Origin of the sequence: Christiangramia sabulilitoris (assembly GCF_007050985.1) — a bacterium.
GTDB classification, from domain to species: domain Bacteria; phylum Bacteroidota; class Bacteroidia; order Flavobacteriales; family Flavobacteriaceae; genus Christiangramia; species Christiangramia sabulilitoris.
Genome location: NZ_VHSF01000003.1, coordinates 260,923 through 275,525 on the forward strand (window position 1 = coordinate 260,923; position 14,603 = coordinate 275,525).

Annotated in this window: 15 protein-coding genes; 10 read left to right on the forward strand and 5 right to left on the reverse strand. The window is 40.6% G+C overall.

Translation table 11 applies throughout. The features are described from left to right. Window positions 1-10: 10 nt before the first annotated feature. The 4 genes from FGM01_RS11375 to FGM01_RS11390 form a co-directional block, all read right to left on the reverse strand. On the reverse strand, window positions 11-1,228 hold the full coding sequence (locus tag FGM01_RS11375) for a trans-sulfuration enzyme family protein (protein WP_143411296.1): 1,218 nt from the start codon (window positions 1,226-1,228) through the stop codon (window positions 11-13). Between the two features lie 13 nt (window positions 1,229-1,241). Continuing rightward, a complete protein-coding gene (locus tag FGM01_RS11380; protein WP_143411297.1) occupies window positions 1,242-2,285 on the reverse strand; it encodes an alpha/beta fold hydrolase in 1,044 nt (347 codons plus the stop codon). Window positions 2,286-2,490: 205 nt separating this feature from the next. Further along, complete coding sequence (locus FGM01_RS11385) at window positions 2,491-3,783, reverse strand: O-acetylhomoserine aminocarboxypropyltransferase/cysteine synthase family protein (protein WP_143411298.1); 1,293 nt, start codon at window positions 3,781-3,783, stop codon at window positions 2,491-2,493. Window positions 3,784-4,199: 416 nt separating this feature from the next. After that, entirely contained in the window at window positions 4,200-4,538 is a 339-nt protein-coding gene (locus FGM01_RS11390) for a hypothetical protein (protein WP_143411299.1), read from the reverse strand. Between the two features lie 181 nt (window positions 4,539-4,719). Here FGM01_RS11390 and metK point away from each other — a divergent pair, with 181 nt between their 5' ends. The 5 genes from metK (at window position 4,720) to FGM01_RS11415 (ending at window position 9,888) form a co-directional block, all read left to right on the forward strand. Continuing rightward, window positions 4,720-5,982 carry a methionine adenosyltransferase gene (gene metK / locus FGM01_RS11395; protein ID WP_143411300.1) on the forward strand — a complete coding sequence of 421 codons (1,263 nt, stop codon included), beginning with the start codon at window positions 4,720-4,722 and terminating at the stop codon, window positions 5,980-5,982. Between the two features lie 125 nt (window positions 5,983-6,107). Continuing rightward, window positions 6,108-7,472: an acyl-CoA dehydrogenase family protein gene (locus FGM01_RS11400; RefSeq protein ID WP_143411301.1), complete on the forward strand. Its 1,365-nt coding sequence runs from the start codon at window positions 6,108-6,110 to the stop codon at window positions 7,470-7,472. A 17-nt stretch (window positions 7,473-7,489) separates the two neighbouring features. After that, window positions 7,490-8,419 (forward strand): 2-hydroxyacid dehydrogenase, encoded by a 930-nt coding sequence (locus tag FGM01_RS11405; RefSeq protein ID WP_143411302.1) that lies wholly within the window; start codon window positions 7,490-7,492, stop codon window positions 8,417-8,419. 18 nt (window positions 8,420-8,437) lie between these two features. Then, on the forward strand, window positions 8,438-8,884 hold the full coding sequence (locus tag FGM01_RS11410) for a universal stress protein (protein ID WP_143411303.1): 447 nt from the start codon (window positions 8,438-8,440) through the stop codon (window positions 8,882-8,884). 62 nt (window positions 8,885-8,946) lie between these two features. Next, window positions 8,947-9,888 carry a pyridoxal-phosphate dependent enzyme gene (locus FGM01_RS11415; protein ID WP_143411304.1) on the forward strand — a complete coding sequence of 314 codons (942 nt, stop codon included), beginning with the start codon at window positions 8,947-8,949 and terminating at the stop codon, window positions 9,886-9,888. Here the strand turns inward: FGM01_RS11415 and FGM01_RS11420 are convergent. Further along, window positions 9,885-10,403, reverse strand: a complete 519-nt coding sequence (locus FGM01_RS11420) for a DinB family protein (RefSeq protein ID WP_143411305.1) — start codon at window positions 10,401-10,403, stop codon at window positions 9,885-9,887. The two genes, FGM01_RS11415 and FGM01_RS11420, sit on opposite strands and share 4 nt — an antisense overlap. A gap of 103 nt (window positions 10,404-10,506) precedes the next feature. Here FGM01_RS11420 and FGM01_RS11425 point away from each other — a divergent pair, with 103 nt between their 5' ends. The 5 genes from FGM01_RS11425 to FGM01_RS11445 all read left to right on the forward strand — a co-directional run bounded on the left by FGM01_RS11425 (window position 10,507) and on the right by FGM01_RS11445 (window position 14,565). After that, window positions 10,507-12,318 carry an SLC13 family permease gene (locus tag FGM01_RS11425; protein ID WP_143411306.1) on the forward strand — a complete coding sequence of 604 codons (1,812 nt, stop codon included), beginning with the start codon at window positions 10,507-10,509 and terminating at the stop codon, window positions 12,316-12,318. Continuing rightward, entirely contained in the window at window positions 12,315-12,641 is a 327-nt protein-coding gene (locus tag FGM01_RS11430) for a DUF202 domain-containing protein (RefSeq protein ID WP_143411307.1), read from the forward strand. Before FGM01_RS11425 ends, FGM01_RS11430 begins: the two co-directional genes overlap by 4 nt. A 20-nt stretch (window positions 12,642-12,661) precedes the next feature. Then, complete coding sequence (locus tag FGM01_RS11435) at window positions 12,662-13,012, forward strand: DUF6122 family protein (protein ID WP_143411308.1); 351 nt, start codon at window positions 12,662-12,664, stop codon at window positions 13,010-13,012. A gap of 257 nt (window positions 13,013-13,269) precedes the next feature. Next, complete coding sequence (locus tag FGM01_RS11440) at window positions 13,270-13,884, forward strand: deoxynucleoside kinase (protein WP_143411309.1); 615 nt, start codon at window positions 13,270-13,272, stop codon at window positions 13,882-13,884. 12 nt (window positions 13,885-13,896) lie between these two features. Further along, complete coding sequence (locus FGM01_RS11445; protein ID WP_143411310.1) at window positions 13,897-14,565, forward strand: sterol desaturase family protein; 669 nt, start codon at window positions 13,897-13,899, stop codon at window positions 14,563-14,565. Window positions 14,566-14,603 lie beyond the last annotated feature (38 nt).

A 14,603-nucleotide genomic window follows, 5' to 3' on the forward strand; every position in this document is an offset into this window, starting at 1 on the left:
CTTGCCTTCCTTAATTCTTTAATGCTGTCTTTAAATCATTAATAATATCTTCTATATATTCCAGTCCTACCGATATCCTTACCAGTCCGTCAGTTATCCCTGCTTCCAGGCGCTCATTTTCACTCAGTTTACTATGAGTTGTTGAAGCCGGATGCGTCACTATGGTCCGCGTATCTCCCAGGTTTGCGGAGCGTGTGCAAAGCTGAAGTTTATCAATAAACCTGCGACCTGCATCAATTCCTCCTTTGATCTCAAAGGCTACTACATTCCCGCCTAATCTCATCTGTTTTTTAGCAACTTCATATTGCGGATGCGACTTTAGAAATGGATATTTCACATGCTCCTTTTGCTCTATTTCTTCTAGAAACCCGGCCACTTTCAGCGCATTTTCGCAATGCTTTTCTAAACGAACCGATAAGGTTTCCAGGCTTTTTGATAGTATCCAGGCATTAAATGGTGAAAGCGCCGGCCCGGTATTTCTGCTGAACAAATAAATCTCTCTAATAAGATCTTCCCTTCCCACGGTAACGCCTCCAAGAACTCTACCTTGACCGTCGATTAATTTTGTAGCCGAATGTATAACCAAGTCTGCTCCAAATTTTATCGGGTTCTGAATATAGGGTGTGGCAAAGCAGTTATCGATGATCAAAATCAAATCATGCTTTTTCGCAATCTTACCCAGGTTTTCAAGATCCAGAATATCCACACCGGGATTTGTTGGTGACTCTGCAAACAAGATTTTAGTTTCAGGTTTAATGAAACTCTCGATCGTTTCCGGTTCATTCACATCAAAATAGGAATGGGAAATATTCCATTTCGGAAAATACTTCGTGAACAGGCCATGAGTCGATCCAAAAACAGATCTCGCCGCAACTATATGATCTCCACTATTCAGCAAGGCGGCCAAAGTGGAAAATACTGCGGACATTCCGGTAGCAAAAGCATAACCTGCTTCTGCAGATTCCATTTTCACTATTTTCTCTACAAACTCCGAGGTATTGGGGTTGGTAAACCTACTGTATATATTACGCTCTTTCTCTTCCGCAAAACTCGCCCGCATATCTTCTGAATCCTCAAACACATAACTCGAAGTTAGATATAGCGGCACCGAATGCTCCTGATATTGCGTTCTTTCACTTTGAGTACGAACAGCGATGGTCTCAAAATGTTCCTCATGATGAGCATTAAGTCCGTTCTTCTCAGTTTCTATAGCTTGTAGGTTTTCCATGATAATTTCAATTTTATCGTGTAGTTATATTTACAGTATCAATGCTGCCATCTCGCGTAATCCGTGATGAGTTATTATTCAGTATTGCCTTCGTTTGCTGAAAAACCGGTTTTAAAAAACTATTCAACTGCCCGGTTTCGATCAAAAAAGCATCATGACCATGAATAGACCTGATCTCATGAATGCTGATATTACCTTTTAACAGCGATAGTTCCACATAGGTATTCCAGTTCTCCTCGGCCAGGAAAAAAAGGTCTGAATTCACTGTTACAATATGGATATCACCTTTGATCCTGCTCGCCGCTTCCAGGTAATTCTGGGAGCCGTCACTTATATCTATAGTGGTGAGCAAATGGTTCATCAGTTTATAGGAAGGAAGGGTAAACCTGTTCTTAAGCTTTTCCCCATGATGTAAAAGCCAGTTCTCTACCTCAAAAGCCTGGTTGTCCTTATTTCGTTTACCTTCAAATTTTTGGGCCAGCGACTGCGGAGTGCGGTAAAAGGTCATCGCATGCATCCTTGCATCGTGAACCGGATCTAAAGAATTATTCAGAATATGATCCTGGATCCTGCAATTCGCCACCAGCCAGTCTGTCGACTTATAATCGCAGGCAATGGGAATTATATTTTCAGCTAATTCCGGTTTAAGCGCTGCCAGCTCCCAGGCCAATGCTCCACCTATGCTTCCGCCTATGATTGCAAAAAGTTTAAGGATATTCAGCTTTTCCAAAGCCTGGGCCTGTATCTCAGCAATATCTCTTAATCTGAATTCCTTATAATTTTCAAAGAACTGATCTTCATGTCCTTTAAATCCGTTTCCCGGAATATTAAAAGCCAGCACACAAAACCTATCAATATCGATACATCTATTCTTACCAATAAGATCTTTCCACCAGCCTTTACTACCGGTCACCAGTGAGTTCCCGGTAAGTGCATGATTCACGAGAATAATGGGGGCATCCGTTGGTTTTTTTCCGAAAAACTGGTAACTCAGGTGGATATCCTGAACCGTTCCTGCGGAATTTTTAAAGTTTTCTATTTTAATCTCTTGAAGCATCTAAGTAATTATATTTATGTCATTTGGAACGAAGCGAAGAATCTCTTTGAATAATCAAAAGCATATTAGAGATTCTTCGCTTTTTTCATTACACTCTGAATGACAATTTTTTATCGTGTCATTCCGAACGAAGTGAGGAATCTCCTGAAAAGCCAAATTCTAAGAAATTCATCGCTCTACTTCGCTACGCTTTTAATGACATTCATTAAACCAATGATCTCTTTTTAATTTGGGCGAAAGCTTCTTTTAGATCAGACTTAAGATCTTCCACATCTTCCAATCCAACAGATAACCTGATTAGATCTGGAGTCACTCCCGTAGACGCCTGCTCCTCCTCGGTTAACTGCTGATGCGTAGTACTCGCCGGATGAATAATTAGAGATTTGGTGTCCCCAATATTGGCGAGCAAGGAAAATACCTTAGCTTCATCTACCACAGTTTTTGCAGCTTCAAACCCGCCTTTCACCCCGAAGGTCACAAGTCCGCTTTGGCCCTCTGGCAGGTATTCTTTAGCCAGTTTATAATATTTACTGTTTTCAAGCCCCGGGTAATTCACCCATTCCACTTCTTCCTGCTCCTGAAGCCATTTCGCCAGTTCCAGGGCATTTTTACTGTGCTCTTTGATCCTGATCTTTAAAGTTTCTAGTCCCTGAATTATCTGGAAAGCATTGAACGGACTCAAGGCCGCACCGTAATCCCTTAAGCCTTCAATTCTAACCTTGGCAATAAAGGCTGCTTCCTCAAGAGCTTCGTGATAAACCAGGCCATGATAACCTGGAGAAGGCTCGGTGAATTCAGGGAATTTTCCATTGGCCCAGTCAAAGTTCCCGGCATCGATGATCGCTCCACCCAGGGCAGTTCCGTTACCATTGATATATTTCGTTAGTGAATGCAGCACTATATCTGCACCATGCTCGATAGGGTTCAGCAGATATGGAGTAGCGACCGTGTTATCCACAATAAATGGAACTTTGAAAGCTTTTGCTTCTTTTGAAATGCCTTTAAGATCCAGCACATCAAGTTTTGGATTCCCCACAGATTCAGCAAAAAATACTCTTGTATTTTCCCGGGCTGCTTTGGTAAAATTTTCAGGATCTGTAGGATCTACGAAGGTGGTGGTAATGCCCAGGCGAGGCAGGGTATTCTTGAAAAGATTGTAAGTTCCGCCATAAAGACTATTCGAGGAAACTATGTGATCCCCTGCTTTTAATAGAGTTAGCAACGCCGTACTGGTTGCAGCTGTTCCCGAGGCGGTAACTACTGCGGCTATCCCACCTTCCAGTGCCGCCAGTCGCTGCTCAAGAATATCCAGGGTTGGATTATTGATCCTGGTGTAAATAAATCCCGGTTCGGCTAATGAAAAAAGATTAGCGGCATGGTCTGAATTATTGAACACGTAAGAAGTGGTCTGATAAATTGGAACTGCTCTGGTTCCTCCGTTCTGTGTAACATCGTGTCCTGCATGTAAAGCCTTGGTTGAAAAATTTTTAGTACTCATAATATTTGATTTTTAAAGTTGATTATTTCACTAATAAAAAAGTCCCCTTGATTTGCTATTACCAGGGGGACTTTATGAATTGAATATTTTAACCAGATTCTAAATTCTCAAGTTTTGGTAATAGCTACGCATGCGACACATACACATCACGTCCATACACATCATCATATTTGCTATTACTCTATTTTTCATTTTTTGCTTTTATACTTTGGCTTCCCTTCGCCTGAGCTCCGAGTTACGTTAATTCAATTTTTTAAGAAATCCTTCGACTACGCTCAGGATGACAATTTCGGGTACAAAAAAAGCCGCTACGGTTGGCAGCGGCTTTTTGCATGTATATCTTTTCAGTTTCTATGCAATAGAATGCGCTGCGGAGTTTTCCGGCATCATACACATCATATTACAAATTCTACTGATCATTTTTTCACTATCTGAATTACAAAGATATGCACGGAAATTTTTAATATCCAAGCAATTAGAAAAGAATTATTGAAAATAACGTAATTATTCATTTTACTGATCATTCCGGAATTTTTTTGTGGTTTCTTTGAGTTATCTGAAAATCTTTTTTGCGTTAGGGATTGAGCGGTTTGTTTGAGCTCTCCCAATTTTTTCATTGGGAAGCGAGCCGCAAAAGCCCGGCGCAAGCCGCTTAAGGCGTCGCGCAACGCCCGCATTAGCTTTGATAATATAGTAACCGGGGTTGAACAAAACCTATAAAAGATCCAAATTGGATAAAATGCCGTTAAATGCATTTGCCATGAATTGAATTTTTATACATTTGTACCCAACATATTGAAAGGGATAGATTTGACTGATTGCAACCCTATTATACTTTGAAGAAGTATTTTAAAATGCTAAAGCAGAATGTATACTACACTCCACTTAGCTCTTCACGTCAAATTTTTCCATTCTTATAATTAAAAAAGTAATTGAATGGCTTATTTATTTACTTCAGAAAGTGTTTCTGAAGGGCACCCAGATAAAATTGCAGATCAGATTAGTGATGCTTTACTAGATAATTTTCTTGCCTTTGACGGTGAGTCTAAAGTTGCCTGTGAAACGATGGTAACTACGGGACAGGTCGTGCTTGCTGGTGAAGTGAGAAGTAATACCTATTTAGACGTACAGAATATTGCCCGGGATGTGATCAATGATATTGGATATACTAAAGGCGCATATAAATTTAGCGGTGACTCCTGTGGGGTGATCTCTTTGATACATGAGCAATCTCAGGATATTTACCAGGGAGTTGACCGTGGAAAAAAAGAAGAGCAAGGTGCCGGAGACCAGGGAATGATGTTTGGCTACGCAACCAACGAAACTGAAAATTACATGCCACTGGCCCTGGACATCTCTCATAAAATTCTAATAGAACTGGCCAAACTTAGACGTGAAGGTAAAGATATTGAATACCTGAGACCCGATTCTAAGAGCCAGGTGACTATTGAATACAGCGATGATAATGTTCCGCAAAGAATAGTAGCGATCGTGGTTTCTACCCAGCATGATGATTTTGATCCTGATGATGAGAAGATGCTGGCGAAGATCAAGAAAGACATGCTTGAAATTCTTATCCCGAGAGTAAAACAACAATTGCCGGAATATGTGCAGGAATTGTTTAATGACGATATTGTTTACCACATTAATCCAACCGGGAAATTTGTAATTGGCGGACCACATGGGGACGCAGGATTAACCGGTAGAAAGATCATTGTAGATACTTACGGTGGAAAAGGGGCACACGGTGGTGGAGCATTTTCCGGGAAAGATCCTTCCAAGGTAGATCGCTCTGCAGCCTATGCATCCAGACATATCGCTAAAAATCTGGTTGCCGCAGGCGTTGCTCCGGAAATTCTGGTTCAGGTATCTTATGCCATAGGAGTGGTAGAGCCAACTTCGATTTCGGTATATACCTACGGAAAGAAAAATACAGACTTAAGCGATGGCCAGATCGCCGAAAAAGTGAAGGAGATCTTTGACATGCGTCCGGCTGCTATCGAAGACCGGTTGAAGCTAAGAAATCCTATCTATCGCGAAACTGCTGCTTATGGCCATATGGGTAAAGAATCTAGAACAGTTTCAAAGGTTTTTGAAAGTCCGTATAATGGGAAAATCACCAAGGAGGTAGAATTATTCACCTGGGAGAAACTGGATTATGTAGATAAAGTGAAAGAAGCGATTACCCTCAACAATTAAAAAATAACAGGTATAAATTCTGAAGCCACGCAATTGCGTGGCTTTTTTTATAATTTCTTCGGAAAACCTTAACAGCGGTGAGCTCTATTAATTCCTACTTTTAAAACTCACCAACCGGTTTTCCTATGTCTTTATTTAAAAAAGTAAGAAACACGATCAACCTCCTAAAGTCGGTTGACATGGATCAATTAGCCAGGATTAATCAAAAAATTGATCTGGCCGATGCAATGAAGACATTAGGGAATTTAGATGACCGTCAATTGGCCGGATTGATGAAAATGTTAAAAACCAAACGGAAAAAAGGCCAGCACGACCTCCCTCCCATTGACGGCGATTTTTATAACCTGGACCTGAAATTGACGGAAAAACAGAGGGAAATCCAGTTGAAAGTCCGCAATTTCATGGAAGACGAGATCAGACCATTAGTAAATGAATACTGGAAAAAGGATCAATTCCCATTTGAGGTTATAGAGAAATTCCGCGATCTAAATATTGTAGGTGTACCTTATGAAGGGTATGGCTGCCCCAACCTTCCGTTTTTGATGGAAGGTATCGTGGCTCAGGAGATCGCCAGAGTAGATGTATCCATTTCAACATTTTTCGGGGTGCATAGCGGCCTGGCTATGGGCTCGATCTATCTCTGCGGAAGCGAAGAGCAAAAGCAGGAATGGCTACCAAAAATGCAAAAAATGGAAAAGATTGGTGCTTTTGGCCTAACTGAACCTAATGTAGGCTCGGGAGTCGCCGGCGGCCTTGAAACCACCTGTAAATTTGACGGAGAGAACTGGGTGTTAAACGGTCAGAAAAAATGGATTGGTAACGCCACTTTTGCCGATGTTACGATCATCTGGGCGAGAGACCTTGATTCTAACCAGGTAAAAGGATTCCTGGTAAGGAAAGAAAATCCTGGTTTTAAAACCGAAAAGATCAAAGATAAAATGGCGCTGAGAATTGTACAGAATGCCATTATTACTTTGACCGATTGTAAAATTCCCGAAAGCGACCGGCTCCAGAACGCTAACTCTTTTAAAGATACGGCAAATGTCCTAAGAATGACCCGAGCTGGGGTAGCCTGGCAGGCGGTAGGATGTGCCCGAGGAGCCTATGAGAGCGCCTTAAAATACACAAAAAAGAGGGAGCAGTTTGGAAGGCCTATCGCATCCTTTCAATTAATACAGAATCACCTCGTGGAAATGCTATCCAACCTTACTTCTATGCAGACTTTATGCTTCAGGCTTTCAGAAATGCAGGACCAGGATATGCTAAAGGATGAGCATGCAAGCCTGGCAAAAGTATACTGTAGTATGAGAATGAGGGACGTGGTTAGCCAGGCCCGGGAAGTAATGGGAGGAAACGGAATTTTACTGGAATATGATGTGGCTCGTTTTGTGGCAGATGCCGAAGCGATCTACAGTTATGAAGGAACAAAAGAAATTAATTCACTAATCGTGGGCCGTGCAATTACCGGTTACAGCGCGTTTGTGAGCTAAAATGAAAAGAAAAATTTATGTCAGTATTAGTAGTATGTCCCGGAAAGGATCCGGAAAATTGGGTAAAAGCTTTAAAAAATCAACATCCGGGAATGAATGTATATGTCTACCCGGAGGAGCATGATACAGAAGAAGTGGAATTTGCTATCACCTGGAATCATCCCAGAGGTTTATTTAAAAATTATCCAAATCTTAAGGTCATCGCCAGTATGGGAGCGGGAGTAGATCATATTTTAAGTGATGCCGCATTACCAGACAATGTGGAGGTTACCAAAATTGTGGATGATACCCTAACCGAAGATATGGGAGATTTTGTGTTAAGCCAGGTCATGAACCATATTCGAGGATTACATCATTATGTGAAAAATCAACAGAAAAAGCAATGGGAAAAGTTCCAGTATAAAAGACCCCAAAATACAAAAGTTGGTATCATGGGACTGGGAGTACTGGGAAATGCCGTTGCAGATAAGCTCCATAAAAATTTTTTCAAAGTATACGGATGGTCCCGAACAGAGAAGAATTGTGACAATGTGACCAGCTTTCACGGTAAGGATCAATTACAGGAATTTCTGGAAAATTCTGAAATTCTGGTTTGTTTATTACCTTTAACAGACGATACCTGTGATATTCTTAATGCAGACCTTTTTGACATGTTGCCGGAAGGTGCGTATATAATTAATGTGGCCAGGGGAGAACACCTGGTGGAACACGACCTGATGAAAATGATCGATAACGGTCATTTATCAGGAGCTTCTCTGGATGTTTTCAGAGAAGAGCCATTGCCGGATGAACACCCATTTTGGGATCACCCTAGAATCAATATTACACCCCATATTGCAAGCTTAACCAAGCCTGAATCTGTCGTAGCCCAGATCGCTGAGAACTATGACCGGATGAAGGAAGATGAACCACTCAAAAACAAAGTGGAGATGGAGAAAGGTTATTGATAATTTAAATAATTGCGGATGGACACTTTTAAAAATATTATGGTCGCTGTAGATTTTAATGACAGCATTGGGGAGTTAATGGTTTATGCAGAAAGTCTGGCTCAGAAATTTGAATCAAAAATATGGGTTTTACACGTCGCTGAACCAGAACCGGATTTTGTAGGTTACGAACCAGGACCGCAATATATTCGCGATATAAAAGCCGAGGAATACCGTGAAGAGCACAGAGCACTTCAGGAAATTTGCAAAAATTTCATAAGTGCCGAAATTAAATCTGAAGCCTTATTAATCCAGGGATCCACCGTGGAAACTGTTTTAGAAGAAGCTCAGAAATTGAATATAGACCTGTTGATCGTGGGAACACATAAATATAGCTTCCTGCACAATTTACTACAGGAAAGTATTTCTCTGGAGCTATTTAAGCAGGCAGAAATACCCATGCTCACCATTCCAATCGAAGATTAAAAGAATAGAAAGATCCCTGGAAGTCCCGGGGATTTTTTATTTTCAGTCAAAATTGAGAAATTTTGAAAGTAGGAAAGTCAGAACTGGAAGAGGTTTCAAAAAAAATAAAACCATACATTCACCGTACCCCGGTGCTTACCTCAGGTTTAATCAACGAAATCGCAGAGGCCGATCTTTTTTTTAAATGCGAGAATTTTCAGAAAATGGGAGCATTTAAAATGCGTGGAGCTACCAACGCGATCTTAAATTTAACGGAAGAGCAGAAAAACAAAGGTGTGGTCACCCATTCTTCCGGTAATTTCGCTCAGGCGCTATCCCTGGCTGCAAAAAGCCTTGGTGTTCCTGCATACATCGTTATGCCAGATTCTGCACCGGCGGTAAAAAAAGCGGCCGTTAGATCTTATGGAGGAATCATTACCGAATGCCCTGCAACAATAAAAGATCGTGAAGAAACGGCTGCCATGATCCAGAAAAACACCGGGGCCACCTTTATTCATCCTTCCAATGATATGGACGTTATATTAGGCCAGGGAACAGCGGCCATGGAATTGCTTGAAGACAAACCGGAACTGAATTTCATTTTCACTCCTGTTGGTGGTGGTGGATTGATCGCAGGAACGGCACTGGCAGCAAAACATTTTGGTCATAATTGTACCTGTATCGGGGCAGAACCGGAGGAAGCAGATGATGCATGGCGTTCACTAAAAAGCGGCAAAATTGAAACTAATCAAACCGTAAATACCATTGCCGACGGTCTTAAAACACAATTAGGAGATAAAAATTTTCCTTTTATTAAGGAGCATGTCCAGGAAATAATACGGGTTAGCGAAGCAGAAATCAAAGAGGCGCTTAGAATTATCTGGGAACGTATGAAGATCATTGTTGAACCCTCAAGCGCTGTGGCCCTTGCTGCTGTTATTAAAGAGAAAGAAAGATTTAAGCATAAGAAGATAGGAATAATCATTTCTGGTGGAAATGTAGACCTGGAAAATTTACCTTTCTAAAATAATCCTTCTTTTAAAACGGAAATAGTTACCAGCATCTGTCCTATATGTCTCTGCGAGTGTTCTGCAGCATGAAATAAAACTCCAATCCTGGTAGATGGAATCTTTTTCCTGCCTATTTCAACTGTATCCAGCAATTCATCCTCCTCTATATTTTTTAAATGTTCCAGCGCATTTTGAATAGATTGTTCAAGATTCATTAAAAGCTGTTCTGGGGTGATTTTATTATTTGGTTCACCTTCCCTTCTGAATTGATCAAATTGTTCTTTGGTCAATTCCATTCCCTGAGAATATGTGATCAATCTATCGGTTACACCGGCAATATGCTGAAGATGAAACCCTAATGATGCTCTGCCCGCGGGCGTTATCCATAAAAGATGAATTGGAAAATCTTTTAAATATACAGATGCTTCTTCCTTTGATTGTAAAAAGGCATGCGCTGCAGGCTGCAGCAATCTGTTGACACCCGGTACCGGACCCCGAAGCCAGTTCTCCAATTCTGTATTTTTCTCCATCCTACCTTATTTTTTTGGCTGAAATTTAGTTTTTAGGATTGGGATATAAAAGAAATGCTATCTTTAAGTAGGCCTACAGGCCCAACTATCAACCTGTTAGCAAATGGAATTATATCTAACCGTCGCAATTATTATCATAGGGATCATTCTCTTTGTGCGTGATTATTTTTCGATAGATACTACTTCCATTGTAATCATGGCACTTTTTATTGTATCTGGAGTATTAAGTCCAGAGGAAGGTTTTTCAGGTTTTAATCATCCCGCTACGATCACACTGGGTTGTATGTTTGTAGTAAGTGCAGCTGTATTTAAATCTGGGCTTATAGATGGTTTAAGCGCAAAATTGATAAAAATTGCCAGGATCAACTACTTTTTTGCCCTGGTTTCACTTTGTGTCACCTCGGCAGTACTTTCGGCATTCATCAATGATTCTGCGGTAGTAGCCATATTAATACCGGTCGCTCTACTGGTATGCAGGGAAGCAGGGATAAGTCCCGCGAGGTTGCTAATTCCAATATCTTTTTCGGCTCTTTTTGGTGGCACCTGTACATTAATTGGTACTTCTACTAATATCCTTGTAAGCAGTTATGCTGAAAAACTGGGTTCTGAGGCGTTTGGGATGTTCGAATTCTCACTGGCAGCCTTATGCCTTCTGTCTATAGGGATGGCCTATATTTTTATCGTAGGACCTATAATGCTCCCAAAGCGAGATTCTCCAAATGATGCCGGGCTAAAGAAAGAAGCAGAAAAATATATGGCCGAGATCGAACTACTTGAAGATAGTGACGATGTAGACAGATCTATTTCAGAATCAAAACTAGTAAATGATTATAAAGTCCAAATTCTCAGGATAAAGCGGAAGCATTACCGGGTATACGAAATTAACGGGGAAACGGTATTAAGGGAAAACGACCTCGTTAGAATTTTGGTGGACCCTGTAAACCTGGCCAAGCTAAAAGTAAAAAAAGGCCTTTCTGTAAAGGGAGACAAAGAAAATGTACACATTGCTGAACCCAAAGACACCCTTACTCCAAACTCCACCCCGCCAACAGAAGAAAAAAAGATCTATGAAGTTATGATTCCTTATGGATCTGAACTCGCGGGAAGATCTATTAAACAAATAAATTTCAGAAGTACCTACTATGCTTCGGTCCTTGCCATTAGACACAGAAAAGAAACTATTACAGAAGACGTGTCCCAGGTCGTTCTAAGGGAAGGAGACATGATGCTTCTATTCGCTTCAGAAAAGGCTATTTCACTGTTAGCTTCAGAGAAACTGATCGTCACCCTCTCAGAATACCAGGGAAGAAGTGTGAATTATAAAAAAGCCATTCCGGCATTATTGATCGTTATTGGAGTGGTAAGTGCAGCCGCATTTAATATTACCTCAATCCTGATAAGTGCCATGATTGGAAGTTTACTACTGGTAACCCTTACCATTTTAAAACCTCAGGAAGCTTATGAGGCCATTGAGTGGAAAGTAATATTTATGATCGCAGGAGTACTCTCTATGGGTAAGGCTCTGGAAAAGACCGGTGGCTCAGAGATCATTTCCCAGTATATCTATGAGTCTCTCGGCGGACTCGATCCCCGGTGGACGCTAAGCCTGATCTTTCTGTTTACCTTCTTATCCACCAACGTCCTCTCCAGTAAAGCTGCTGCCGCCTTAATGACGCCCATTGTGATTAGTCTCGCGGCGGCTATGCAGGTAAGCGAGAAACCCTTTTTGATCGGGGTGATGTTTGCCTGTTCCCTAACATTTATGACCCCGGTAAGTTATCCGGTCAACACCATGGTATATGCTCCCGGAAATTATAGGTTCAGGGATTTCATAAAGTTCGGCACACCACTTAACTTTATCATCTGGATCGCAGCATCCTTTGTTATACCAATCTTTTTTCCGTTTGAAGTATGAGAAGAGTAAAATTGCATAATCCTTTTAAGACAAGGATCATTGATGAAAAACTGGTACGGGAACACCTCGCTTTAGAAAGGACAAAGCTGGCTAATGAACGTACCTTACTTTCATATATCAGAGCTTCAATCTATCTCCTCATTAGCGGGCTGGCACTATTACAAATCAAGGAATATCAAGGTATAAGCCTGATGTGGGTAGGTTATCTCTCCCTTTTTATATGTGTACTTTTCATTATCGTTGGATTTTCAAGGTATATTGCCCTGGAAAGAAAACTAAATAAATTACTTCAACCGGATGAAGAGCTGGAAAGGGATAAATAATTTCTAAATAAGAAGCACTTTTGCAACAAATAGTACACTATTCCCTCCATTTTCTGGTCATAGGCCTCATCGCCTACTTCTACGATAAAAACAACTGGATTAAATACTGGATCGTTCTCGCAGCTACAATGCTTGTTGACCTGGATCACCTACTGGCTGTACCAATGTTTGATTCAGAGAGGTGCAGCATAGGTTTTCATCCCCTACATTCGCAAATCGCCATCACTGTTTATGTTCTGGGTATGATCTTTATCAAACAGAGGGTCATAAGATTGATCTGTATAGGTCTTTTCTTTCACATGCTTACAGATTTTATTGACTGTATCTGGACTTATGCAAAATGTGCCACCTGCCTGCAAGATATCTTTTGAATTTTCAGTAATAACCGTCACAAAATATTTTTTACTGAATCTAGCATCATAAGAAAATCTTAGATCTTATGATATGATTTTCAGATTTTACAGGCACTTTCAGCTTTAAATTTCTATTTTTCAGGAATCTGTAAAAAATTACCTGTGAATTACAAATCAGCTTAGATAAAATCTCTGCACTATGTATAATAGAGCACCAATTTTAAATCAATTATTTTATATTTACAGACCTTAATTCAGCCTAAGAAAACAAAATTATGCATGTAGCCATCGCCGGAAACATTGGTGCAGGAAAGACCACTCTCACAAGATTATTAGCCAAACATTACAATTGGGAACCACAATTTGAAGACGTTCTGGAGAATCCATATTTGGAGGATTTTTACAACAAAATGGAACGCTGGTCGTTCAATCTGCAGATCTATTTCTTAAATAGCAGGTTCAGACAGATCTTACAGATCAGGGAAAGTGGCAGAAAGATTATCCAGGACAGAACGATCTACGAGGATGCATATATTTTCGCCCCTAACCTGCATGCGATGGGACTGATGACCAACCGGGATTTTGAAAATTATAAATCTCTTTTTGACCTGATGGAAAGCGTGGTACAGGGACCAGATCTGCTAATATATCTTAGAAGTAGTATTCCCAACCTGGTAGCTCAGATTCATAGCCGCGGGAGGGATTATGAAAATACGATCTCTATTGATTATTTAAGCAGACTTAATGAAAGATATGAAGCCTGGGTACATAACTATGACAAGGGAAATTTATTAATTATTGATGTAGATAATATTAACTTTGTAGACAATCCTGAAGATCTTGGGGATATTATTAACAGGATCGATGGTGAGTTACACGGACTTTTTTAAAAGTATAAGACTATGGAATCGACCAAACTGAAAAGGCCAAAACATAAAGGTTCGCCTAAACTTTTCAATAATCCTATTCTTGAAAAGCTAACCCACACCCATATATCGATCCCCCTGATCATCTTTGGGGTGATCGCGGCAGCCCTGATTTATTACGGAATTATCGAGAAGGGATTTGAAGTACCTGCAATGGTTGGATTGTTTCTCGCCGGGCTGTTCTTCTTTACCTTTATCGAATATGTGATGCACAGATATCTTTATCATATCCCGGCAACAACTCCTAGAAAACAAAAATTATCCTATACAATGCATGGGGTGCATCATGATTATCCAAAAGATAAATCAAGGTTGGCAATGCCACCTGTTTTAAGTCTGGTGATCGCAACCATATTATTTATTATTTACCGCGCAGTACTGGGAGATTATGTTTTTGGATTTCTGGCCGGATTCCTGATTGGATATGCCGGATACCTGGCGGTACATTATTCTGTGCACGCTTTCAAGGTTCCTAATAACTTTTTGAAGATCTTATGGCACCATCACAGCATCCACCATTACCGTGAGCCCGACAGGGCTTTTGGAGTTTCTTCTCCATTATGGGATCAGATCTTTAGAACCATGCCCAGAAAAGCACCTGGTAGCCAGCGTGCAGCCGTAGGAACCAATATTGATCCAAGTTAAAATTTAAAAATAAAATGTATTTAAGATCCTGGTAACGC

Excerpts from the sequence above, each read along its gene's own strand:
- FGM01_RS11440 (WP_143411309.1), top strand. The coding sequence starts at position 13,270 with ATGCATGTAGCCATCGCCGGAAACATTGGTGCAGGAAAGACCACTCTC.
- FGM01_RS11385 (WP_143411298.1), bottom strand. The coding sequence starts at position 3,783 with ATGAGTACTAAAAATTTTTCAACCAAGGCTTTACATGCAGGACACGAT.
- FGM01_RS11405 (WP_143411302.1), top strand. The coding sequence starts at position 7,490 with ATGTCAGTATTAGTAGTATGTCCCGGAAAGGATCCGGAAAATTGGGTA.
- FGM01_RS11410 (WP_143411303.1), top strand. The coding sequence starts at position 8,438 with ATGGACACTTTTAAAAATATTATGGTCGCTGTAGATTTTAATGACAGC.
- FGM01_RS11420 (WP_143411305.1), bottom strand. The coding sequence starts at position 10,403 with ATGGAGAAAAATACAGAATTGGAGAACTGGCTTCGGGGTCCGGTACCG.
- metK (WP_143411300.1), top strand. The coding sequence starts at position 4,720 with ATGGCTTATTTATTTACTTCAGAAAGTGTTTCTGAAGGGCACCCAGAT.
- FGM01_RS11430 (WP_143411307.1), top strand. The coding sequence starts at position 12,315 with ATGAGAAGAGTAAAATTGCATAATCCTTTTAAGACAAGGATCATTGAT.
- FGM01_RS11390 (WP_143411299.1), bottom strand. The coding sequence starts at position 4,538 with ATGCATTTAACGGCATTTTATCCAATTTGGATCTTTTATAGGTTTTGT.
- FGM01_RS11375 (WP_143411296.1), bottom strand. The coding sequence starts at position 1,228 with ATGGAAAACCTACAAGCTATAGAAACTGAGAAGAACGGACTTAATGCT.
- FGM01_RS11425 (WP_143411306.1), top strand. The coding sequence starts at position 10,507 with ATGGAATTATATCTAACCGTCGCAATTATTATCATAGGGATCATTCTC.
- FGM01_RS11380 (WP_143411297.1), bottom strand. The coding sequence starts at position 2,285 with ATGCTTCAAGAGATTAAAATAGAAAACTTTAAAAATTCCGCAGGAACG.
- FGM01_RS11400 (WP_143411301.1), top strand. The coding sequence starts at position 6,108 with ATGTCTTTATTTAAAAAAGTAAGAAACACGATCAACCTCCTAAAGTCG.
- FGM01_RS11445 (WP_143411310.1), top strand. The coding sequence starts at position 13,897 with ATGGAATCGACCAAACTGAAAAGGCCAAAACATAAAGGTTCGCCTAAA.